Origin of the sequence: Burkholderia singularis, assembly GCF_900176645.1 — a bacterium.
GTDB lineage: Bacteria > Pseudomonadota > Gammaproteobacteria > Burkholderiales > Burkholderiaceae > Burkholderia > Burkholderia singularis.
Genome location: NZ_FXAN01000109.1, coordinates 38,056 through 58,627, shown reverse-complemented (window position 1 = coordinate 58,627; position 20,572 = coordinate 38,056). Strand labels below are relative to the sequence as shown.

The window sequence follows — 20,572 nt, the reverse complement described above, 5'->3', positions numbered from 1 at the left end:
TTATCCGAGGCATCATTACATTGTGATGGCAAGCCACCAAAGAGTGGTGCCATTTGGTCATATAAAAGGGAATTTATGTCTTCGTACAAGGATCTTCTGGCCCAGCAGGAAAAGCTGGAGAAGCAGATCGAAGAAGCTCGCTCGCGCGAATACGCTGAAGTATTGGGCGATGTGAAACAAAAGATCGCTGATTATGGTTTTACGCTTGCCGAACTCGGCCTTAGCCGTGGTAAAGCCGGAAAAGCAGCGCGTCCCCGGGCTGGCGTCGCGGCAAAATACCGCGATCCTGAAACCGGTGCGACTTGGTCGGGCCGCGGAAAACCGCCGCGCTGGATTGCCGGCAAGAATCGCGAGCAATTCGCGATCTAAACGCCAAGATTCCGGTTGTCGGATCAAAAGGCCACGCCCCCTGGTGGGGAGCGTGGCCTTTTGCGTTTTCAAATTAGTATCAGCTCTTAACAATTGTCACGAAATTGTCATGTTTGATTGTAAATAAAAATGCGTTGCGTTTTTATAAGCGATTGATTTTTATGGTTTTTTTATCGAAGCCTGATCGTTTTCGCGTTGAGCTTGATAGAATTGCGATATCTTTCGCGCATTTGTTAGATCTCATGTCCATATTTTCAAACGACGGGGCCGGCACAGATAAACAGGCCGTTGCGCGTAAGACCACGTTCGTCAGCATTGCGGTCAACGTGATTCTCGCGACGCTGCAGATGGTGATCGGGGTAATTGCGCATTCCCAAGCGCTGGTGGCGGACGGCGTCCATTCGCTGTCCGATCTGGTATCCGATTTCGTCGTGCTGTTCGCGAACCGGCATAGCGGAGTAGCGCCCGATGCCGATCACAATTATGGCCATAGCCGTTACGAAACCGTTGCGTCGTTCTTTCTGGGCGCGATTCTGATAGCGGTCGGCGTGGGCATGCTGTGGCGCGCGGGCGACCGGCTTGTCCGTCTGGAAGACATTCCCCCCGTCCATGCGAGCGCACTGGCTGTCGCGGCCGCCGTGCTCGCGTCCAAAGAGGCGCTGTTCCGCTACATGTTGCGCGAAGCGCAGCGCGTGCGCTCGGCCATGCTGGTGGCGAATGCGTGGCATGCGCGGTCGGATGCGGCTTCGTCGCTCGTCGTCGCGATCGGCATCGTCGGCAGCTTGGCGGGCGCGCGACTGCTCGATCCGATTGCCGCGGCCATCGTCGGCTTCATGGTGGCGCGCATGGGCTGGACGTTCGGCTGGGATGCGCTGCAGGATCTGTCCGATCGCGCGCTCGACGCGGACGCGTCGGCGGAGATTCGCGCGCTGATCACGTCAACGCCGGGCGTTCGCGACGTGCACGAATTGCGCACGCGCAAGATGGGCGATTCGGCGCTCGTCGATGCGCATATCCTTGTCGATCCACTCGTGTCGGTGTCGGAAGGGCATTACATCGCGGAGACTGCGCGTGCGCGTGTGCTTACCGATAAGCGGGTGCTCGACGCGCTGATCCACGTCGATCCGGAGCATGATGTGGCGCGTAGCGCGGCGCTCAAACTGCCGTCTCGCGAACAGATCGAGGGGCAGATCGAGGCGGCGCTGTCGGATGCGGGATTACGCGCGAGCACCATCGATCTGCATTACTTGAGCACCGGGCTCGAGATCGACATTACGCTGGCCGCCGATGCGTGCGCAGAGCCGCGCAGCGACAATGCGGCGGCGCTTCGTCTGGATATCGAAGCGTTGCGGCGGCGTTTCGGCGCGCGGCGCATCGGCGTATCGCGCGCGCTTGCGGCACGCGACCCCGCCGTTTCGGACCGGCCGGCTTGATTATCCGAACGGCATCGGCCAATCGGCAGCTCGGACAGATTGACGAACGGGCTAAGTCAAGATGGGCGCCGATACGGTTTTCCGCAACGAGATCGCAATCGTGCGCGCCGCTGCGCGCCGGTTGCTTCGATTTCGGGAGCGGGCTGCTTCTCGTGCAAATGGGTTCGGCGGATTTTCCGGCGAAGTATTGCAGTGCAGCCATATGGCGATAAAGCCTTCGAGCAAGCGCAAAATCTGGCACAAAGCGGACACAGAAACGCGTGAATCAACCCAACGCGCCAAGCCAGCCGAATCGCTGTTGCGGTATGCCAATGCCGCAATCCATCCCAAAGGCGCCCAATAATCGAAATTAGAGCGGCAATTGCGTATCGAACTTGATCTCGCGCAGCACCACGCTCGTGCGCACTTGGGATACCGCCGGAATCTTGAAGATTCGCTCGTGCAGGAAGATATCGTAGGCCTTGATATCGGGTGCGACGATCTTGAGGATGTAATCGGCCTCACCGGTAGTGCTGTAGCACTCGGTCACTTCGGGGCAGGTGGCGATTTCCCGCTCGAACTGTTCTACACCGCCTTCGTTGTGGCGGGTCAAATGCACGTGTGCAAGCGCGCAAATATGAAGCCCCAGTTTCTCGCGGTCGAGGAGCGCGGTGTAACGCTGGATCACGCCGGACTGCTCCATGTCCTTGATGCGGCGCCAGCACGGCGTGCTGGAAAGTCCAACTTGATCGGAAATTTCCTGCACGGAGCGGCGCGCGTCGAGCTGCAGCAGCCGAAGGATTTTTTGCGAGAAGGTATCGAGTGTCACCTGCGCCTCCAGGGCGGCTGCAACTATTTGTCAATGGTAGAGGCGGGTGAAAGGAAAGGCAATCCGAAGCGGTAAAATTGAGCGATATTTGCTAATTTTTTGGGATGACGACGGAATTTTCCACTAAATCCCCCGATTGAGCGCTCGCTGCGGCAGGCGCTCGCGCGGTGCGCTGCAACACGCGCAGATCGGCAAGCATGTTGCAGAACAGCGCGCCTTGCTCGATTGCGTCGTCGAGCGCGATATGGGTGTGCGGATGCGCATCGAACCAGTGCTTCGGAAAGCGCGGCTTGATCGCTTTCCGGTACGGCAGCCCCGTCAACGCAAACGCGAGTGTCTTGATATCCAGCGCCGACCACGAAAACGGACAGCGCCCCGCGAAACGCATCATGTACCAGAACATGAACGTGAAATCGAAACCTGCGGGCATCGCGACGAATACCGGCTTGCCCGGCAACGCTTCGACCCATTCGACATAGGCTGTGAGCGCCACCTCGGGCGATTGCAGATCTCGCCGGCATGCGGCCCAGGCATCCGGCTGCGTCTTCCACCACGCATCCTGCACCGGATGCGGCGCCGCGCCCGGCAGCAACTCGAGATTCGCGGAGAACGTCGCGATCAGCGTCTTGTCTTCGGTGTACGCGGCCGACGCGAAACTCAGCATCGAATGCGGGCCGGGAATCGGCCCGTCCGCTTCGACATCGGTGCTGACGTAGATTTCCGGGCTGGCGGCCGTGTCGGCGGTCATTGCGCGACTCCGTCGGCGACGAACGGATTCGTGCGGCGCTCGTCGCCGAACGTCGAGACAGGGCCGTGGCCGGGCACGAAGGTCACGTCGTCGCCGAGCGGCCAGAGCTTGTCCCGAATCGAGCGGACCAGGTCGGCATGATTGCCGCGCGGAAAATCGGTGCGGCCGATCGAGCCGGCGAACAGCACGTCGCCGACGATCGCGAGCCGGTGCGCGCGGCTGAAAAATACGACGTGGCCTGGCGTATGGCCAGGGCAGTGGTAGACCTCGAGCGTTTCGTCACCGAACGAGACGGTTGCGCCGTCGTCGAGCCAGCGGTCCGGCTCGAACGACTGGGCAGCTGGAAAGCCGAGACGCTCGCTTTGCATCGGCAGCATGTCGATCCAGAAGCGTTCGTCTTCGTGCGGCCCCTCGATCGGCACGCCGTAATGCGTGGCGATCTGCTTCGCGCCCGCGCAATGGTCGACATGGCCGTGCGTGAGCAAAATCTTCTCGACCTGAACATTTTGCCGCGCGACTTCCTGCTCGATGCGCCCAAGGTCGCCGCCGGGATCGACGATGGCCGCGCGCCCCGTGTTTTCGCAGACGAGCAGCGAGCAGTTCTGCTGGAACGGCGTGACTGGAACGAGCGTGACTTTCATGGGCGGGCGCCGGCTAAAAGTCCCGATTGTACCGGCCGGAAAGCGCGGGTGCAGACGCGCGCCGACTCAATGTCGATTGTTACAGCCATAGCGAGAATCAATGGTCGAAGCGCGCCATTTGTGAGGCCGCAATTTTCATTTATGTATAATGCCGTCCAATACGCGTGGGAAACCACGCCGCCAATAGGCATGCTGGAACTCTATTTGTGGTGTTTTTGCAACGGGTTCCGGAGTGCCGTCCATGCAATTGCCCGCCGATGACCGGCGGTGCATCCAGTACCGATTCGTCGGTGCTCACGTCTTATCCGGCCAGGCGCGGCGCGCCTGCTGCGGCCACGCTGCCGCGACGTCGGGTGAGGCCTATGCCGCCGTTCCTGCGCGTTTGAGTCAACGACGCGCACGAACATGGCCTTAGCCATGTTCGGTTGGCGGCATGTGGGGTCTGGTCAGGCTGCCGGGGACAGGTTGTGCCAGACGTGAAAGCTAATCAGGACGGTTGCGGCAGTACGTGAGCCGCATCCATGCAGATCGTCGCCCGCGTCTTGACGCGGCGAGGATCGGTGTACCCGTCCGGGCCGCGAATATGAACGTAGCAGGCGGCCCGTCAGAACAGGCGACACGTCGATGAAATTTCGATTACCGAAGCAGGTCGGGATGCTGGCCGCATTACTCGCGCTGACAGGTTGCGCGATGCCGCCGAACGCACCGACCGCGGAGCAGACGCAGCCGATGTCCGCAAAGGACGCGCTGCGCACGGCGAGCGCCTCAGGTTCAGCGAAGGACAATACGGATGTGAACGGCATGCCGCTGAGCTTCGATACCGCGCTCGCTTCCCTGCCGCCCGTCGGCTCGCGAGACGCCAAGCGCCAGTCGCTTGCGGACGCGAAGCCGCTCGATGCGGCGGACGCGTCGGGCTTCAGCCAGGTCGGCAAGGCATCGTGGTACGGCAAGGGCGACGGCTTTCACGGCCGGCGCACCGCGAACGGCGAACGCTTCAATATGAACGAACTGACGGCCGCGCATCGCACGCTGCCGCTCGCGTCTTACGTGCGCGTCACCAATCAGGCGAACGGCAAGTCCGTCGTCGTGAAGATCAATGACCGCGGGCCGTTCTCGCGCGGCCGGATACTGGATCTGTCGTATGCGGCGGCGAAGGTGATCGGGCTGGTTCACTCGGGTATCGCGCGCGTGAAGGTTCAAGGGCTGTCGCCGGAAGAGGCCCGCGTGGCACGCGCCGACATGCTGGCGGCGAATTCCGTCAAATAACGGCGAAACGCGCGATTCGCGCGTCGCATCGATTGCCGCCAAGGGCCGCTTCGCGCGGCCCTTGCTCTTTTCCTTCCGAATTCGGCCGACGACGCGCCGCCGTTTACTCGTCCGTCGCTTTTTTCAGCACGAGCGCCCGCGTATAGAGCGCATTGCGCGATGCGCCCGTGAGCGCTGCCGCAAGCTTCGCGGCGCTCTTGAGCGGCAATTCTTCCAGCAGCATGCTGAGCAGCGCGTCGTGCGCGCTTTGATCGTCGTCGCTGTTGCGCTGCGGCGCACCTTCGACGACGAGCGCGAATTCTCCGCGCTGCCGGTTCGCATCGGCGCGCAGCCAGGTTGGCCCTTCGGCCAGCGTGCCTTCGAACAGTTCCTCGTGTAGCTTGGTAAGCTCGCGCGCGATCAGCAGGCGGCGTTCGCCGCCCAGCGCCGCCGCGAGCGCCTCGACCGTCTCGACGATTCGATGCGGCGCTTCGTAGAACACGAGCGCGTAAGGATGGGTTTTCAGTTGCGCCAGCGCCGCGTCGCGCTGCCGGGCTTTCGACGGCAAGAAGCCGGCGAACGTGAACATGCCTGCCCAATCGCCCGCGACGCTCACGGCCGCGGCCGCCGCGCTCGCGCCCGGCAACGGAATCACGCCGAAGCCGGCCGCGCGCGCCGCGTTGACGAGTTTCGCGCCGGGATCGGAGATGCCGGGCGTGCCGGCGTCCGACACGTAGGCGATCCGCTCACCCGCGCGCAGATAGTCGACGAGCTTCAGTGCGGCCGCGCGCTCGTTGTGTTCGTGGATCGCGACGAGCGGCTTCGAGATGCCATAGCGTGCGAGAAGCTGCCCCGTGTTGCGGGTGTCCTCCGCGGCGATCCGGTCGGCAAGCGTCAGCACGTGAAGCGCGCGCAGCGTGATGTCGGCGGCGTTGCCGATCGGCGTCGCGACGATGTACAGCGCGCCCGCCGGGTAATGCTGCGCATGCGCGAGTTCAAGGAGGGAAGTCATGACACGAAAGGCGCCCACGGATGGCGCAAACGGAAGAAGCTCCGCATTGTGCCATGCGCGGGCGCGCCGCCGGCCGGCCGCCGGCGCGGCGGCGAACGCGGAGGCAAAAACGGAAGCAAAAGCAGCGCCGGTGCACGGCCGTGCCCGGATGGCGGCAGTGGGCGCCACGCGTGCGATCGGCGCCGCGTTCGAGACGCGTGCGCAACGCTATCTCGAGCACGCGGGCCTCGTGCTCGTTGCCCGCAACGTGATCGTGCGCGGCGGCGAGATCGATCTCGTGATGCGCGAGCAGGACGGCACGCTCGTATTTGTCGAAGTGCGCGCGCGAACGAGCGGCCGCTACGGCGGTGCGGCAGCCAGCATCGGCGCGCGCAAACGGCAGCGGATCGCGCTTGCGGCGCACGTGTTCTGGGCGAAATCGGGTGGTGCCTGCGCGTGCCGTTTCGATGTCGTTGGCTTCGACGGCGGCCGTCTCGTCTGGCTGCGCGACGCATTCCGGATCGACGACGCGTGACGGTCCACGCGCCACGCCGCCCACGCGGCGAACCGGTCGAATCACCGCCTCAGCCTGTGTCGAGATGTAAGGAGATGCGGCAACCTCCGGGAGAAGGCGCCGGAGTGCGGTAAACTCGCCGCACTCATGATGTTGCGCGAGCGGATCGGATTTCACGCTCGCGCGCGCAATATTCCGACAGGAATCGATGTCAGTCGAACGTATTCAGCAACATATCCGTGATAGCGCCTCGCTCGTCCATGACGCGCTCGACGCGCTGTCGCTACCGATCGCCGCGGCCGTCGACGCGATGTTCATGGCGCTTGCGAACGGCAACAAAATCGTCGCATGTGGCGACGGCCCCTCTGCCGCCGCGGCCGAACGGCTTGCCGCCGCGCTCGTCTACGGCTTCGAGCGCGAGCGGCCCGGTCTTGCCGGCGTTGCGCTTCATACCGATGCAAGCCGCTCGGGCGTTGCCGGCGATGCCGACCAGATCTTCGCGCAACAAGTGCGCGCGCTCGGCCAAACGGGCGACGTGCTGCTCGTGCTCGACCCGCTCGGCGAATCGCCGCGCGTGCTCGCCGCGATCGGCGACGCGCACGAGCGCGAGATGATCGTCGTCGCGTTGACGGGCGGAGGCGGGGGGCGCACCGGCAAGGCGCTCACTGACACCGACATCCAGATCTGCGTGCCGTCCGATCGGGCGATGCGTATCCATGAAGTCCATCTGCTGACCATTCATTGCCTGTGCGACGGCATCGACGCGATGCTGCTGGGCGAAGATTGATTCGAAGGAGAGCCGTAGATGAGTTACAGCCGCGTCAGACAGACGCTAGTCAAAACCACGCTCGCAATCGGTCTCGCGGCTTGCGTCGCGACGACGCTGCAGGGCTGCCTTCTGGCGGTCGGCGCGGCGGCGGGCGGCGGCGCGCTCGTGGCGACCGATCGCCGCACGCTCGGCGCACAGACCGAGGATCGCGAGATTCAAGTGAAGGCGCTGACGCAACTGAACAACGGGCTGCCGGACGGTTCGCATGTGAACGTGACGGTGTTCAACCGCCGCGCACTGTTGACAGGCGAGGTGCCCAACGATACGGCGAAGCAGCGCGCCGAGGAAATCGTGCGCGGGATCAACAACGTGAATGCGATCGTCAACGAACTCGCGGTGGGGCCGGCGAGTTCGCTGTCGGATCGCGCGAACGACTCGTATCTCGAAGGGCGCGTGAAAACCGCGATGATCGCCGAGAAGGGTATTTCCGCGAACGATTACAAGGTGGTGTGCGAGCGCGGCAACATTTATCTGATGGGGCTGGTGACGAGCGACGAGGGTGATCGCGGCGCGGATGTCGCAAGCCGGGTGCCGGGCGTCGAGAAGGTCGTCAAGGTGTTCCAGTACATCAAGCCGGCCGAGGCGCAGGCATTGAAGGCGGCCGCACCGGCGAGCGGCGCATCGGCCGCGTCGGCAGGGGCGGCGGCAACGGACGGCGCGACCGTAGGCGCCGCCGTGCCGGATTCGACGGTGACCGCGACGCCATTGCAAGCGCCCGCGCCGATTTCCAATTCGAGCAGTGTGCATCCCGGGAATCCGAAGGCGGCGAAGCCATGATGGGGATGGCCATGAAACGGCAGACGGCGCGTGCCGCAACAGCGCTCGGACTGCTGGCGCTCGCTTGCATGGTCGCAGGCACACCCGCGCACGCGGATGCAGGCGACGGCGTGAGAGTTGCTCGCAGCAATGCATGCATGGGATGCCACGCAGTGGATCGCAAGCTCGTCGGGCCTTCGTTTATGCAGATTGCTGAGCGCTATAAAAACGATCAGCAGGCGGTGCCGAAACTCGTGAAAAAGGTGAAGGACGGCGGCTCGGGCGTTTGGGGCGCGATTCCGATGCCTGCGCACCCGCGGATGAACGATGCGGATGCGAAGTCGGTTGTTCAGTGGGTATTGGCAGGAGCGCCTGCTCCGAAGTAGACAATACCGGAGTAATGGGGGTGGAGTCACAAATTTATTGCTGTGATCCACACTAAATGATGTACAATCGTGGGCTGTTAGTGTGGGGGCGGTAGCTCAGCTGGGAGAGCGTCGCGTTCGCAATGCGAAGGTCGGGAGTTCGATCCTCCTCCGCTCCACCAAGAATTCCAAAGGGTTGCAGGTATATCGCCTGCAACCCTTTTTGTTTGCCGGCATTAAACCAGCTCCAGCCACAGCCTTCGCCAAGCGGTGCAAACCAAATTGTGCCCGAGCAACGTCAGCGCACATCGAATACTTGCCGCTACCCGGACGGTTAACGAATCGACACGGGTACCCGGTATGGCGACTATATTTCTGCGCTCGGTATCTGGGCAATAGACACCAATTGAGCGCCCTCGTCATCCGCCTCTAAGCCATACCCATTCCCGTTGGAATTTGTATTGCGCGCTTGTTACGCGAGAGCGCAGTCGTCCTATTCCTGCCAGAACAGTCGCGAAATACGCGTGAGGCTTTTCCGGTTCGCGAAGGCTCGCCGGATGGTAATCAATGGATGCAATGAATACGCTATGCCGGGCAGGCACGGCGTAATGGCATTGGCGGCGCAAGCCGCCATGGGCCGTCGCACAGGCGAATCCACGCTTTCCGCTCGCGAGTTATTCACAAAACGCTTTGGAAATCCCCTGGATAAATCATTGGCTTATCTGTGGAGCCAATCTTGATAACGCGCGTCCGTGCGCCATGCTCGTCAAAGTTATCCTCAACCCACAGCGAATATTCACGCGCATTCGTTAGGGTTATCGAATCGATTATTCACTGATCGGATTGAAGAAATCACAGTTTTCCACAGGGGCGGCGCGTACTTGTTAACCCTACTATGTATACATATACATCAGGTAAACCCTTTAAGAAGCGCGGGGGCCGCGTCGCTTTCGCCGTGTGCGCACCACGTGCGCTAGCTCAAAATTCCAACGTGTGAACAGCACAGTCGCCGCTCAGCATGGCGAGCAACGGACAGAGCAATCAACGAACTCCGCAGCGTCAATCGTCAGCCCGCACCACCGCCCGCTCAACCACCACCAGACATTCTCCCCTCGCGGTTCGCTCAAGCCGTGCGTCAACCGAATACGCGCGCCTCAACTGATCCGGTTCGAGTGCGTCGGACGGTGGCCCATCCGCAAGCACGCCCTGCGGGCCCAGCAGCAACACCCGGTCACAGAAACGCGACGCGAGATTGAGATCATGCATCGCGATCACAACGATGGCCGACTTTCGCTTTGCGGCATTCCGCATCGCTTCGAGTGCGAGCAATTGCCAACGTAAATCGAGCGCGCTCGTCGGCTCGTCGAGCAGCAGCAGCGGCGTTTGCCGCACTAGCACCTGAGCCAGCCCGACCATCTGACGTTGGCCGCCCGACAAACGATCGAGTGGCTTCATCGCCAACCCATCCAGATGCAATTGCGCAAACACGGCCTGTACGCGCGCGTCGTGTTCGACATTCGACAGCCGGCCGCAAGTCGCGCGCAGCGCGCCGCTCACGGCCTCGTAGACGAGCAGCGTCGATGCCTGCGGCAAGGTCTGCGGCAAGTAACCGACGTGCTTGACGTGATCGCCGTGGGAGCCATGTAGCAAGTCGATCCGGCCGAGCGACACGTTGCCGCGTGCGCTTACGAGCCGCGCAATCGCGCGCAGCAGCGTCGATTTGCCGACCCCGTTTGGCCCGAGCACCGCCAGCATGCAGCCGGGCCGCACCGGCCGCAGCGTGAGCTTGTCGAAAATCCGGCGGCGGCCGAGCGTGACGCTCAAAGCGTCGATGAGCAGTTCAGTCATGACGTTTGCGCCGGCTGATCAACGTCATGAAAAGCGGCACGCCGACGAGTGCGGTGATGATGCCGATCGGCAGCACGATGCCGCTGACGAGCGTCTTGCTGAGGATCGACGCGCCCGCCATCATCAACGCGCCGGCGAGCATGCCGCCGGGCAGGTAATAGCGGTGATCGTCGCCGACGAGCAGGCGTGCGATGTGCGGGCCGACGAGACCGACGAAGCCGATCGTGCCGACGAACGACAGCGCAGTTGCCGACAGGAAGCTGATTCGCACGAGCGTCGTGAGGCGCAGCCGTTCGACTGCGATGCCCATGCTGCGCGCCTGTTCCTCGCCTGCGCGCAGTGCGGTCATCGACCAGACATGGCCGCTTGCCCAGAGCGCGCAGCCGGCGAGTACGACCGCCAGGATCGCGATCTTGCTCCAGCTCGTGTGCGCGAGGCTGCCCATGCTCCAGAACACGATCTGTTCGAGTGCGTTGCTGTCGGCGATGAACTGCAGCAGCCACAGCAGCGCCTCGAAGCTGAACATCAGGCCGATGCCGAACAGCACGACGGTTTCGGTCGTCGCGCCGTGCCGCCATGCGAGCCAGACGATGAGAAGCGTCGCGCCCGTTGCGGTGACGAATGCGCCGAGCGGGACCGCGAGGTTTTCGTTCCACACCGGCCAGTGCCAGTTCGCGAGCACGGCGACCGACGCACCAACGCTCGCGGCGGCGGACAAACCAAGGGTGAACGGGCTTGCGAGCGGGTTGTTCAGCATGGTCTGCATTTCCGCGCCGGCCAGGCCGAGCGCGGCACCGACCAGCACGGCCATCAACGCATAAGGTATCCGCACGCTCCATAGAATCACGCGCTGTTCGAGCGGCAAGCTATCGGGGTTCAGCAGGCCGGCGACGATGTCGGCGGGCGTGAGCGTCGATGGCCCGGTTGCGATGTCGACGATGACGAGCGCCGCGAGCAAGCCGGTCAGCAGCACGAGCGCGACGATGCGGCGCACGATGACGGCGCGGTAGCGCGTTCTGAGCGAAGGCGGGGAAGCAGGCAGCGCACTCATCGGTAAATTCCGGCAGCGAGGGTGGCGACGGCCGTGAAGGCGGCGTGGGCGCGGGCAAGTGCGCACGCCGTGCTGCATCGTGCCGCGGCAGGATAGCCGGGGCGGTCGACGTATTTCCACGGCGTCCGGAATGGGCGGCAATCCTGCGCGACGGCGGCGCGCCAGCCGTGCGGGCCGGCGGCCATATGCATATTGCATATCGATGCAGTCATTTCACGGCGCCTTGGTCGTCCAGTATTCGCCGTCGAGTGCGAGCGGCTGGTAGCGCGCGTACATTTGTTCGAGCGTGTGGCGCGGATCGAGATCGGCGAATAACTCGGGATGCAGCCACTTGGCCATCGCTTGCACCGCGACGACATTGAACGGAGAGTTGTAGAAGTGATGCCAGATCGCATGCGCGCGTCCCTCCTGGACGGCTCGCAGCGGGGCGATCTGAGGCCGCCTCAGCGAACGCTCGAGCGAGCGCCGCGCGGCGTCGGCCGGCACGCCCGCGCCGAGCGCGATGCGCTGGGGCGCACCCGCCAGAGTTTGCATCGAGCCGATCGCGGTGCCGATGTAGACCGTCGGCTGGCGGCTCAGCAGATATTCGGGATTGAGCATGCCGTGTTCGCCGGGCACGAGCCCCTTCGCGATATTGGCGCCGCCCGCGGCGTCGAGCAGGCGTCCCATCATGCCCGTCATCGTATCGCAGCAATCGGTCGCAAGGCCGACACGGCTTTCGAGGAACACGCTCGGTGCAGCGGGGCGGGCGGTGGCGAGGCGCTTCGTGACGAGATCGAGCTGCTGCCGCCATTCGGCGTTGAACGCGGCGGCGCGCTCGGGTGCACCGAATATGCGGCCGAGCACGTCAATGCTGCGTGTGGTGTTGCGCAGCGGATCGTGACGGAAATCGACGAATACGATCGCAACGCCTGCCACTTCAAGCCGCGCGAGCGTTTCCCGGTCGTGCTCGCCGGGGCCATGGCCGCCGCCGAGTGCGAAGATTGCCACTTGGGGCCGCAGCGCGAGCGCGCGCTCGTCGCTGAAGCTGCCTGCCTGCGAGCGGCCGATGCGCGGCACCTCCTGCAGATGCGGGAAGCGGCCGCGCCACTGCGCATAGCTGGCCGGATCGAGCTGCTCGAAGTCGCCCATCATGCCGACGAGCCGGCGGCTCGGATCGCCGTGCTCGACGATCGCGAGCGCGGGCAGCAGGCGTCCTTCGCCAAGCAGCACGCGCTCGACATGAGCAGGCACGCGGACGGTGCGGCCCGCCAAATCGGTGATAGTCTGCTGTGCATGCGCTGGTCGGCTCCACGCGCTGAACGATACGGCCAGGCACGCGGCCAAGCCGACGCAAAGCTGTCGCCAAAATCTGCTTGTGTTTCTCACGCTGTTCCCGATACGATATTAATGATAATTATTCTCATTTAATTCTAACCGGAATGACGCCTTTGCAACCGTGCCCGATGTTTGGCCGGGCAACGGAATGGTTTGCGCGAAAGGCGCCCAGCGCTGCCGAGTCGCAATGCCGACGGAGTGCGATCACCGGACGGGGGTGAAGAAAGTGAATGCACACATACAAGAGCTGCCGGGACATGGCTACCCTGGGCATGCGGCGCACGTGGCGAAGGTTCGCGAAGTGCGGCCGGGCCTGCGTATCCACGCCGACGATGCGATCGACGAATTCGACGCGATCATGTCCGGGCAGTGCGCACCGGGGTTGTATCTGGTGCTGCTGCTCGAAGGAGCGCTCGACGTGTCGTATGGCGACCGGCGCATCGTGCTGACAACCGCCCGCCGGCGCGACCTGCGGCCGCCGGCGGGCCGTGTGCCCGGCTGCGAGATGCAGGCGTTTCTCGTCAATGCGCTGGAGCCGGAGACGTTCCGGCGGCGCGTCTGCAAGGGCGCCTATGCCCGCCGCTTGAGCCTTGGCGTATCCGGCGAATGGTTGCGGCATGTGCAGGCCGCGAGCCTGGCGGCCATGCCGCAGCGGCTCGACTCGCTGCTGTCCGCGCATCTGTCGGTGCGCTTCTGGCAGCCGACGCCGCGCGCGATCGCGCTCGCCGAGCAGATCGTGCGCCCGCCCGCGTATCAGCCGTTGCTGGAGGCGATCTATCTGGAAAGCCGGGTGCTCGATTTGCTTGCCGAGGCGCTCGCGCCGCTGCAGGCCGATCCGGATGAGCCGGGGGGCGGTGCGGCGCCGGAGGCTGCGCTGCTCGATTCGAGAGGCTATCGCCGGATGGCTGACCTGCGCGCATTTCTCGGCAGCGGCCACGCGCACCATCTGTCGCTCGACGATATCGCGCGTCATGCCGGGATGAACGCGAACGCGATGCAGCGCCAGTTCCGGGCGGTCTACGGCACGACGATCTTCGACTTCCTGCGCGAAAGCCGTTTGCAGCGGGCGCGCGTCGCGCTCGAGCGTGATGCGGTCAGCGTCAAGCAGGCGGCGGCGCTTGCCGGCTATACGAGCGCGGCGAATTTCGCGACTGCGTACAAGCGCCGCTTCGGCGTAACGCCGAAGCTCGCACGGCGCAGTTGCCAGCACTGACGCGGCGTTCCGGGCCGGCATGGTGCGTGGCGCGTGCGGCGCGCACGGCGCAAACAACTTCGTATCTTTCACAAATCTATCGGCAGCTTTCATTCTCGATAATGGAAATGAGAATCAATTCTATTTATCGATCGAGTAGCTGTCATGTCGAGTCATTTTTCAGACTTTGTGCTGAAGCCGGCCGTGGTCGCCGGTCTGTCTATGGTGGGGGCGTCGGCCGGATGGGCGCAGCAGGCGCCGGCGAGTGCGCCGGTTGAAAGCGGCGTCGCGCTCAAGACGATCGTCGTCACCGCCAGCCAGCGCGAGCAGGCCATCAAGGACGCGCCCGCGAGCATCTCGGTGATCACGCGCGAGGACATCGCGGCGAAGCCCTATACGTCGGTGGCCGAGATCGTCAGCAAGGTCGAGGGGGTGAGCGTCGTCGGCTCGTCGCCGGACGACATGGATATTTCCATTCGAGGCATGCCCGGCGAGTACACGTTGATCCTCGTCGACGGCCGGCGCCAGAGCACGCGCGAGACGATGAATCGCGGCACCGGCGGCGTGCAAGGCAATCTGCTGCCGCCGCTGTCCGCGATCGAGCGCATCGAGGTGGTGCGCGGGCCGATGTCGTCGCTGTACGGCGCGGATGCGATGGGCGGGGTGATCAACGTCATCACGCGCAAGGTGCCCAAGCGTTGGGGCGGCACGGTCACCGCGGGCAGCGTGTTCCAGTTGGAATCGAACCAGGGGGACACGCAGAGCGCGGATTTCTGGATCGGCGGCCCGCTGAAAAACGATGTGCTCGGCTTGCAGGTATCGGGCCGCGCGCTGCATCGCGGCGAGGATCGGATCTATTTCCCGCTAAGCCGCGCGGATGGCGCAAGCGGGCAACGCATCGCGAACTTCGACGTGAAGCTGAACGCGAAACCCGCGAGCAACCAGGATATCTCGCTGAACGTCGGGCGCGAGCAACTGAGCTACCTCAGCACGCCGGGCAAGAGCACCGCGCCGGTGTCTGCCGGCGATGTGGCGTCGACGGTCGTCGAGACGCGCCACGTGCGCGACTACTGGGGGATCACGCACAACGGGCGCTGGGGATTCGGCAATTCGACGCTGTCGTTGTACGGCGAGCGCGGTACGCAGTCGCAATGGACGGCGCTGGCGCCGTCGGCCGTGAAGCCGACGCTTACCGATACCGTGCTCGAAGGCAAGGTCGAGGTGCCATGGTGGGGTGAGCGCAACATCCTGACGGCGGGCGCGCAGCATATTTGGTCGCGGCTGTCCGGCGCGGGGCGTCAGGACGCGGTGCCGAAAGGCTATGGCGTCAATTCGGATAGCGTGAGCCGCAATGCATGGGCGATTTTCGCCGAAAACGATTACTTCTTCAATTCCCGCTTCACGCTGACGACGGGCGTGCGGCTCGACCACGACGAGCGTTACGGCAGCCACGTGAGCCCGCGCGCATACGGCGTCTACAAGCTGAGCCCGGCGCTCACGTTGCGCGGCGGCGTGTCCGCCGGCTTCAAGCCGCCCACGCTGCGCCAGAGCACGGCCGGCTATTGCATGACATCGGGCGGCGCGGCCGGGGCGGTGCCGGGCACGCTTTGCGGCAATCCGGGCCTGAAGCCGGAAACGAGTCTGACCGAAGAACTCGGCATTCGTTACGACCGCGGCGAAAGCCACGCGAGCATCACGCTGTTCAACAATCTGTTCAAGAACAAGGTCGCGAGCTACGACACGGGCGTGGCCGATCCGCGTTCGCCGGGCCGCAACATCTATACGTACGACAACGTCGAGCGCGTGAAGCTGTACGGCGTCGAACTGGGCGCGGGCGCGAGAGTGGCGAAGCAGTTGAAGATTTCCGGCGCATATACGTTTACGCAATCGCGCCGTGAAGGCAGCGGCGAAAAGGCGTTCGACGGCAGCTCGCTCAACGGCTTTCCGCTCGACAAGACGCCGAAGCACATGTTCAACGTGCAGGTCGACTGGACGCCCGCGCCGCGTCTCGATCTGTACGCGAACGTCAATTACACCGGTTCGCAATATTGGGCCGCGTTCCGTAACGGTGCGCGCGGCGTGCGCGAACGGCCGTCGACGACGACCTTCGACATCGGCGGCCGTTACCGGATCGACAAGCATTTTTCGGTCAATTTCGCGCTGTTGAACCTGACCAACAAAATGGTGCCGGTTGACGATCGCGCGCGGGCAAACGGTTTGTCCGGCAATTGGCTGTTCGACCAGGGCCGCCGGGTAGCGGTGAGCCTGACGGCCGAAATGTAACGCAAGCGCGCCGTCGCGCACGGTGCGTCGATTCAGACGGATCGAATCTGGAGGTCACACTTGAGCACGCTTTCCAATCCGGAATTTTATTCAGATATCCAAAATATAGCGGACGCATACCGCACAGCTACACCGTTTCTCTTCGCCACGCCACGCTACACGCTGATCGCGCAGGATATCGTCGAAGCCGTGCCGCATTCGGGCGAGCCGCTCGGCGCGCGGGTGCGGCGCGCGCTGTCGCACGCCCGCGAGCAGGGGCGCGGCGGCGCGGCTGTGGTGGGCGCGGTGCCGTTCGATGTCGAACGCCCTGCCGCGCTGCGCGTGGTCGGTTCGATGTCGCGCGGCAATCCGTTGACGGGCGTGCGCGCGTCACTGCCCGCTCACGATCGTTACGTGACGCGCGCGGTGCCGCCGGGGGCCGAGTATGCATCGGCGGTGGCGCAGGCGGTGGCGGACATCCGCGCCGGCCGGCTCGACAAGGTCGTGCTCGCCCGCACGCTGGAGCTGACGGGCGAGCATCCGGTGGATGTGGGCGCGCTCGTCGAGCGGCTCGCCGCGTGCAACCCGCACGGCTATACGTTTTCGGTGGACCTGGGCGATGCGCGAACGCTGGTTGGTGCGAGCCCCGAGTTGCTCGTCAGCCGCTTCGGCGGCGTGTTGCGGGCGAATCCGCTTGCCGGATCGGCGCCGCGCAGCAACGATCCCGTGGAAGACCGTCGGCGTGCGGACGCGTTGCTCGAATCGACGAAGGATCTCGACGAACATCGCGTCGTGGTCGACGCGGTGAAGGAGAGTCTCGCGCCGTTTTGCAAGCAGCTTGCCGTGCCTGCGCGTCCGTCGCTCGTTCATACGCGCACGATGTGGCATTTGTCGACCGAAGTGGTCGGTGAAACCGATGCCGATGCGCTGACGCTCGCGCTCGCGCTTCATCCGACGCCGGCCGTTTGCGGCTATCCGCGCAGTGGCGCGCGCGAAGCGATTTTGCGCGCCGAGCCATTCGATCGCAGCTTCTATACGGGGATGCTCGGCTGGGTCGATACGCGCGGCGACGGCGAGTGGGTCGTCACGCTGCGATGCGCGGAGACGCATGGCGAAACGCTGCGGCTCTTTGCCGGTGCGGGCATCGTCGGCGATTCGAGTCCTGACGCCGAGCTGGCGGAAACGGCGGCGAAATTCCGCACGATGCTCGATGCGATCGGCGTCGATCGCGCGGTGGCGATCGATTCGACCATGGAGGTTCCAGCATGACGCTCGCGCATTGGACGCCGTGGCCGGATGAGGTCGCTGCCGAATACCGGCGCAAGGGGTATTGGCAGGGGCAATCGTTCGCGCAACTGCTCGATGAGCTGGCGAGCCGTCACAGCGGGCGCATCGCGCTCGTCGACGCAACGGCGCGCTGGTCGTATCGGCGGCTAGCCGACGAAGCCACGCGCGTCGCACGCGGTTTCACCGCGCTGGGTATTCGTCCGCATGATCGCGTGGTCGTTCAATTGCCGAACCGCGTGGAGTTTTTCGCGGTCGTGTTTGCATTGTTCCGGCTCGGTGCGCTGCCCGTGTTTGCACTGCCCGCGCATCGCAAGCAGGAGATCGGCCATTTCTGCCGGCACGCGAAAGCGGTCGCGTACATCGCGGCGGATCAGCACGGCGGCTTCGACTACCGCGCGCTCGCGAGTGAAGTGCGAGCGGATTCGCCGACGCTCGAGCACGTGCTGATCGTCGGCGATGCGGGCGAACATCTGTCGCTCGCCGGGCTGCCCGACGGCGACGCGATCACGCTGCCCGTCGCGCCCGCCGCGCACGAACCGGCGTTCCTGCAATTGTCGGGCGGCAGCACCGGCACGCCGAAGCTGATTCCGCGCACCCATGACGATTATCTATACAGCATTCGCGAGAGCGCGCGCATTTGCGGGCTCGATGAATCCAGCGTCTACCTGTGCGTGTTGCCGGCCGCGCACAACTACGCGCTCAGTTCGCCCGGCACGCTCGGCGTGCTGTATGCGGGCGGCACGGTCGTATTGTGCGACAGCGGCAGCCCCGATCAGGCGTTTGCGCTGATCGAGCGCGAGCGCGTGACGATCGCCGCGCTCGTGCCGTCGCTTGTGCCGGTGTGGCTGAGCGCCGCGCCGAAGCGGCGCGCGGCGCTCGCCAGTCTGCGCGTCGTGCAGGTCGGCGGCGCGCGTTTCGACGTGACGCTGGCGCGGCGCATCGAGCCGGAACTCGGCGCGAAACTGCAGCAAGTGTTCGGGATGGCTGAAGGACTCGTCAACTACACGCGCCTCGACGATGCGGACGAAGTCGTCTTGCATACGCAGGGGCGGCCGATTTCGCCGGACGACGAAATCCGCATCGTCGACGACGACGACCGCCCCGTCGCGCCAGGCGAAGTCGGGCATCTATTGACGCGTGGGCCCTACACGATACGCGGCTATTACGACGCGGATGCGCATAACGCGCGCGCATTCACGGCGGACGGCTTCTATCGGACGGGCGATCGCGTGCGCATGACAGCCACGGGTTATCTCGTCGTCGAGGGACGCGCGAAGGATCAGATCAATCGCGGCGGCGAGAAAATCGCGGCCGAGGAAATCGAGCATTGGCTGATTGCGCATCCCGGTGTCGTGGATGCCGCGCTCGTCGCGATGCCCGATCCGTATCTCGGCGAGAAGAGCTGTGCATATGTGATTCGCGCCGATCAGACGCTGCGCGCGGCGGATTTGTTGCGTTTCCTGCGCGAGCAGGGAGTCGCCGGGTACAAGGTTCCCGATCGCGTCCAATTCGTCGACGCGTTTCCGAAAACGCCCGTCGGCAAGACCGACAAGAAGGCGTTGCGTGCCGATATCGCGAATCGCGTGGCTCCTGCCGTCGCGATGGACGGCTGAGCGGCACGCGTTTTTCACGACTTCACGACTCCAATAATTTTTCGATAATCGATATGGCCATTCCGAAAATTTCTTCCTATCCGCTGCCCGAGGAGATTCCCGACAGTCGCGTGACGTGGCGTTTCGACGCGTCGCGAGCGGCGCTGCTCGTGCACGACATGCAGGATTACTTCGTCGATTTCTACGATCGCGATGCCGCGCCGATTCCGGATCTGATCGCGAACGCGCGGCGATTGATCGATCTCGCGCACGCCAGCGGCATGCCGGTGTACTACACCGCGCAATCGCCGCGGCAAACGGCCGCCGAACGCGGGCTGTTGACCGACATGTGGGGGCCGGGGCTGACCGCGCGGCCCGAGCACGCGTCGATTTGCGACGCGCTCGCACCGCTGCCGGGCGATATCGTGCTCGACAAGTGGCGATACAGCGCGTTTCAACGTTCGGATTTCGAAACGATGCTGCGCAATGCGCAACGCGATCAACTCGTGATTTGCGGTGTCTATGCGCATATCGGCTGCTTGATGACGGCCAGCGAGGCGTTCATGAAAGACATTCAGCCGTTTTTCGTGGCCGATGCGCTTGCCGATTTCTCCGCGCATGAGCACAAGATGGCGCTCGATTACGTCGCACAACGCTGCGGACGGGTCGTGCGCACGCACGAGCTTGCCGGTGCGGTACGGGCCAGGCCGCAAGCGCCGGCATCGATGGCGGAGGGCGCGCCGATATCGCTGGCGGCCGTCGCCGAGCAAGTCTCGCGCATATTGCAGCTCGATGCGCCGGATTTGCAGCCGCACGACAACCTGCTGGATCACGGGCTCGATTCCGTGCGGATCATGATGCTTGCCGACGCGTGGCGGCAGGCTGGGCATGACGTGTCGTTCGTGCAGCTCGCGCAAGCGCCGACGCTCGCCGCCTGGACCGCGCTGCTGGAACGCACGGCCGGGGTGCTCGCATGATGGACAAAACCGCCATGCAGACACCGAATTCCTTGCCCGCGTCGGACACGCCGCTCGTCAGCACGGCCGAGGTCGCGCTACCGCAGGCCGAACGCGTGCTGTTCAAGATGTGCAAGCACTACGCGATCAAGGTGCCGGTGTCATTCGACGAGCATCGCGCCACGATCGATTTTCCCGTCGGCAAGTGTTACGTGATCCGCACCGACGACGTTCTGAGCATCCGCTGTGAAGCCGATTCGGCCGACAAGCTCGAGCGGGTTCAATACGTGATGGACGAGCACCTAGCGCTGATGGCGCGCAACACGCAATTGACCGTCGACTGGCGGCGCGCTTGACGCACTGCGCGC

The 20,572-nt window shown here is 64.1% G+C and carries 21 protein-coding genes and 1 tRNA gene; 15 read left to right on the top strand and 7 right to left on the bottom strand.

Annotated features, from left to right (window positions below; all coding sequences use genetic code 11):
• The first annotated feature begins 75 nt into the window (after positions 1-75).
• The 3 genes from BSIN_RS22505 (at position 76) to BSIN_RS22495 (ending at position 2,145) form a co-directional block, all read left to right on the top strand.
• Positions 76-369, top strand: coding sequence for an H-NS histone family protein (locus BSIN_RS22505; RefSeq protein ID WP_089342058.1), 294 nt, complete (start codon positions 76-78; stop codon positions 367-369).
• Positions 370-611: 242 nt separating this feature from the next.
• Positions 612-1,802 (top strand): cation diffusion facilitator family transporter, encoded by a 1,191-nt coding sequence (locus BSIN_RS22500; protein ID WP_089342057.1) that lies wholly within the window; start codon positions 612-614, stop codon positions 1,800-1,802.
• A gap of 61 nt (positions 1,803-1,863) precedes the next feature.
• On the top strand, positions 1,864-2,145 hold the full coding sequence (locus tag BSIN_RS22495) for a hypothetical protein (protein ID WP_089342056.1): 282 nt from the start codon (positions 1,864-1,866) through the stop codon (positions 2,143-2,145).
• A 6-nt stretch (positions 2,146-2,151) separates the two neighbouring features.
• Here BSIN_RS22495 and BSIN_RS22490 read toward each other — a convergent pair whose 3' ends face one another.
• The 3 genes from BSIN_RS22490 to BSIN_RS22480 form a co-directional block, all read right to left on the bottom strand.
• The gene (locus BSIN_RS22490) at positions 2,152-2,610 is read right to left on the bottom strand and encodes an Lrp/AsnC family transcriptional regulator (RefSeq protein ID WP_004195771.1); all 459 of its coding nucleotides are present in this window, start codon (positions 2,608-2,610) and stop codon (positions 2,152-2,154) included.
• A gap of 91 nt (positions 2,611-2,701) precedes the next feature.
• Entirely contained in the window at positions 2,702-3,358 is a 657-nt protein-coding gene (locus BSIN_RS22485; protein WP_089342055.1) for a 3'-5' exonuclease family protein, read from the bottom strand.
• Positions 3,355-3,999 (bottom strand): MBL fold metallo-hydrolase, encoded by a 645-nt coding sequence (locus tag BSIN_RS22480; RefSeq protein WP_089342054.1) that lies wholly within the window; start codon positions 3,997-3,999, stop codon positions 3,355-3,357. Before BSIN_RS22480 ends, BSIN_RS22485 begins: the two co-directional genes overlap by 4 nt.
• Positions 4,000-4,623: 624 nt before the next feature.
• Between BSIN_RS22480 and BSIN_RS22475 the strand changes: the two genes are divergently transcribed.
• Positions 4,624-5,265: a septal ring lytic transglycosylase RlpA family protein gene (locus BSIN_RS22475; RefSeq protein WP_059516220.1), complete on the top strand. Its 642-nt coding sequence runs from the start codon at positions 4,624-4,626 to the stop codon at positions 5,263-5,265.
• Between the two features lie 103 nt (positions 5,266-5,368).
• Here BSIN_RS22475 and rsmI read toward each other — a convergent pair whose 3' ends face one another.
• Entirely contained in the window at positions 5,369-6,256 is an 888-nt protein-coding gene (rsmI, locus tag BSIN_RS22470) for a 16S rRNA (cytidine(1402)-2'-O)-methyltransferase (RefSeq protein ID WP_089342053.1), read from the bottom strand.
• A gap of 46 nt (positions 6,257-6,302) precedes the next feature.
• Here rsmI and BSIN_RS22465 point away from each other — a divergent pair, with 46 nt between their 5' ends.
• From BSIN_RS22465 to BSIN_RS22445, 5 genes are all read left to right on the top strand, one after another.
• Positions 6,303-6,770 carry a YraN family protein gene (locus BSIN_RS22465; RefSeq protein WP_369828242.1) on the top strand — a complete coding sequence of 156 codons (468 nt, stop codon included), beginning with the start codon at positions 6,303-6,305 and terminating at the stop codon, positions 6,768-6,770.
• A 187-nt stretch (positions 6,771-6,957) separates the two neighbouring features.
• Entirely contained in the window at positions 6,958-7,536 is a 579-nt protein-coding gene (locus BSIN_RS22460; protein ID WP_059516224.1) for an SIS domain-containing protein, read from the top strand.
• Positions 7,537-7,554: 18 nt separating this feature from the next.
• On the top strand, positions 7,555-8,355 hold the full coding sequence (locus tag BSIN_RS22455; protein ID WP_089342051.1) for a BON domain-containing protein: 801 nt from the start codon (positions 7,555-7,557) through the stop codon (positions 8,353-8,355).
• On the top strand, positions 8,352-8,720 hold the full coding sequence (locus tag BSIN_RS22450; protein WP_369828238.1) for a c-type cytochrome: 369 nt from the start codon (positions 8,352-8,354) through the stop codon (positions 8,718-8,720). The genes BSIN_RS22455 and BSIN_RS22450 overlap by 4 nt, the downstream gene beginning before the upstream one ends.
• A gap of 85 nt (positions 8,721-8,805) precedes the next feature.
• A tRNA-Ala gene (locus BSIN_RS22445) sits at positions 8,806-8,881 on the top strand.
• 877 nt (positions 8,882-9,758) lie between these two features.
• On the opposite strand, the gene BSIN_RS22440 is transcribed toward BSIN_RS22445, so the two are convergent.
• From BSIN_RS22440 to BSIN_RS22425, 3 genes are all read right to left on the bottom strand, one after another.
• Positions 9,759-10,547: an ABC transporter ATP-binding protein gene (locus tag BSIN_RS22440; RefSeq protein ID WP_089342050.1), complete on the bottom strand. Its 789-nt coding sequence runs from the start codon at positions 10,545-10,547 to the stop codon at positions 9,759-9,761.
• Positions 10,540-11,598 carry a FecCD family ABC transporter permease gene (locus BSIN_RS22435; RefSeq protein WP_089342049.1) on the bottom strand — a complete coding sequence of 353 codons (1,059 nt, stop codon included), beginning with the start codon at positions 11,596-11,598 and terminating at the stop codon, positions 10,540-10,542. Before BSIN_RS22435 ends, BSIN_RS22440 begins: the two co-directional genes overlap by 8 nt.
• A gap of 213 nt (positions 11,599-11,811) precedes the next feature.
• A complete protein-coding gene (locus tag BSIN_RS22425; RefSeq protein ID WP_256583945.1) occupies positions 11,812-12,831 on the bottom strand; it encodes an ABC transporter substrate-binding protein in 1,020 nt (339 codons plus the stop codon).
• Positions 12,832-13,102: 271 nt separating this feature from the next.
• On the opposite strand from BSIN_RS22425, the gene BSIN_RS22420 reads away from it, so the two are divergent.
• The 6 genes from BSIN_RS22420 (at position 13,103) to BSIN_RS22395 (ending at position 20,560) form a co-directional block, all read left to right on the top strand.
• A complete protein-coding gene (locus tag BSIN_RS22420; RefSeq protein WP_089342046.1) occupies positions 13,103-14,128 on the top strand; it encodes a helix-turn-helix transcriptional regulator in 1,026 nt (341 codons plus the stop codon).
• A gap of 144 nt (positions 14,129-14,272) precedes the next feature.
• Positions 14,273-16,390, top strand: a complete 2,118-nt coding sequence (locus BSIN_RS22415) for a TonB-dependent receptor domain-containing protein (RefSeq protein ID WP_089342045.1) — start codon at positions 14,273-14,275, stop codon at positions 16,388-16,390.
• Positions 16,391-16,450: 60 nt separating this feature from the next.
• Complete coding sequence (locus tag BSIN_RS22410) at positions 16,451-17,638, top strand: isochorismate synthase (RefSeq protein ID WP_218192443.1); 1,188 nt, start codon at positions 16,451-16,453, stop codon at positions 17,636-17,638.
• Positions 17,635-19,269 carry a (2,3-dihydroxybenzoyl)adenylate synthase gene (locus BSIN_RS22405; protein WP_089342044.1) on the top strand — a complete coding sequence of 545 codons (1,635 nt, stop codon included), beginning with the start codon at positions 17,635-17,637 and terminating at the stop codon, positions 19,267-19,269. Before BSIN_RS22410 ends, BSIN_RS22405 begins: the two co-directional genes overlap by 4 nt.
• Positions 19,270-19,322: 53 nt before the next feature.
• Positions 19,323-20,225 (top strand): isochorismatase, encoded by a 903-nt coding sequence (locus tag BSIN_RS22400; protein WP_089342043.1) that lies wholly within the window; start codon positions 19,323-19,325, stop codon positions 20,223-20,225.
• Between the two features lie 14 nt (positions 20,226-20,239).
• Complete coding sequence (locus BSIN_RS22395) at positions 20,240-20,560, top strand: DUF2218 domain-containing protein (protein WP_089342073.1); 321 nt, start codon at positions 20,240-20,242, stop codon at positions 20,558-20,560.
• The last annotated feature ends 12 nt before the right edge of the window (positions 20,561-20,572 follow it).

Excerpts from the sequence above, each read along its gene's own strand:
- BSIN_RS22405 (WP_089342044.1), top strand. The coding sequence starts at position 17,635 with ATGACGCTCGCGCATTGGACGCCGTGGCCGGATGAGGTCGCTGCCGAA.
- BSIN_RS22400 (WP_089342043.1), top strand. The coding sequence starts at position 19,323 with ATGGCCATTCCGAAAATTTCTTCCTATCCGCTGCCCGAGGAGATTCCC.
- BSIN_RS22505 (WP_089342058.1), top strand. The coding sequence starts at position 76 with ATGTCTTCGTACAAGGATCTTCTGGCCCAGCAGGAAAAGCTGGAGAAG.
- BSIN_RS22485 (WP_089342055.1), bottom strand. The coding sequence starts at position 3,358 with ATGACCGCCGACACGGCCGCCAGCCCGGAAATCTACGTCAGCACCGAT.
- BSIN_RS22480 (WP_089342054.1), bottom strand. The coding sequence starts at position 3,999 with ATGAAAGTCACGCTCGTTCCAGTCACGCCGTTCCAGCAGAACTGCTCG.
- BSIN_RS22395 (WP_089342073.1), top strand. The coding sequence starts at position 20,240 with ATGCAGACACCGAATTCCTTGCCCGCGTCGGACACGCCGCTCGTCAGC.
- BSIN_RS22440 (WP_089342050.1), bottom strand. The coding sequence starts at position 10,547 with ATGACTGAACTGCTCATCGACGCTTTGAGCGTCACGCTCGGCCGCCGC.
- rsmI (WP_089342053.1), bottom strand. The coding sequence starts at position 6,256 with ATGACTTCCCTCCTTGAACTCGCGCATGCGCAGCATTACCCGGCGGGC.
- BSIN_RS22460 (WP_059516224.1), top strand. The coding sequence starts at position 6,958 with ATGTCAGTCGAACGTATTCAGCAACATATCCGTGATAGCGCCTCGCTC.
- BSIN_RS22415 (WP_089342045.1), top strand. The coding sequence starts at position 14,273 with ATGTCGAGTCATTTTTCAGACTTTGTGCTGAAGCCGGCCGTGGTCGCC.
- BSIN_RS22455 (WP_089342051.1), top strand. The coding sequence starts at position 7,555 with ATGAGTTACAGCCGCGTCAGACAGACGCTAGTCAAAACCACGCTCGCA.
- BSIN_RS22495 (WP_089342056.1), top strand. The coding sequence starts at position 1,864 with ATGGGCGCCGATACGGTTTTCCGCAACGAGATCGCAATCGTGCGCGCC.
- BSIN_RS22420 (WP_089342046.1), top strand. The coding sequence starts at position 13,103 with ATGCCGACGGAGTGCGATCACCGGACGGGGGTGAAGAAAGTGAATGCA.
- BSIN_RS22475 (WP_059516220.1), top strand. The coding sequence starts at position 4,624 with ATGAAATTTCGATTACCGAAGCAGGTCGGGATGCTGGCCGCATTACTC.
- BSIN_RS22435 (WP_089342049.1), bottom strand. The coding sequence starts at position 11,598 with ATGAGTGCGCTGCCTGCTTCCCCGCCTTCGCTCAGAACGCGCTACCGC.
- BSIN_RS22450 (WP_369828238.1), top strand. The coding sequence starts at position 8,352 with ATGATGGGGATGGCCATGAAACGGCAGACGGCGCGTGCCGCAACAGCG.
- BSIN_RS22500 (WP_089342057.1), top strand. The coding sequence starts at position 612 with ATGTCCATATTTTCAAACGACGGGGCCGGCACAGATAAACAGGCCGTT.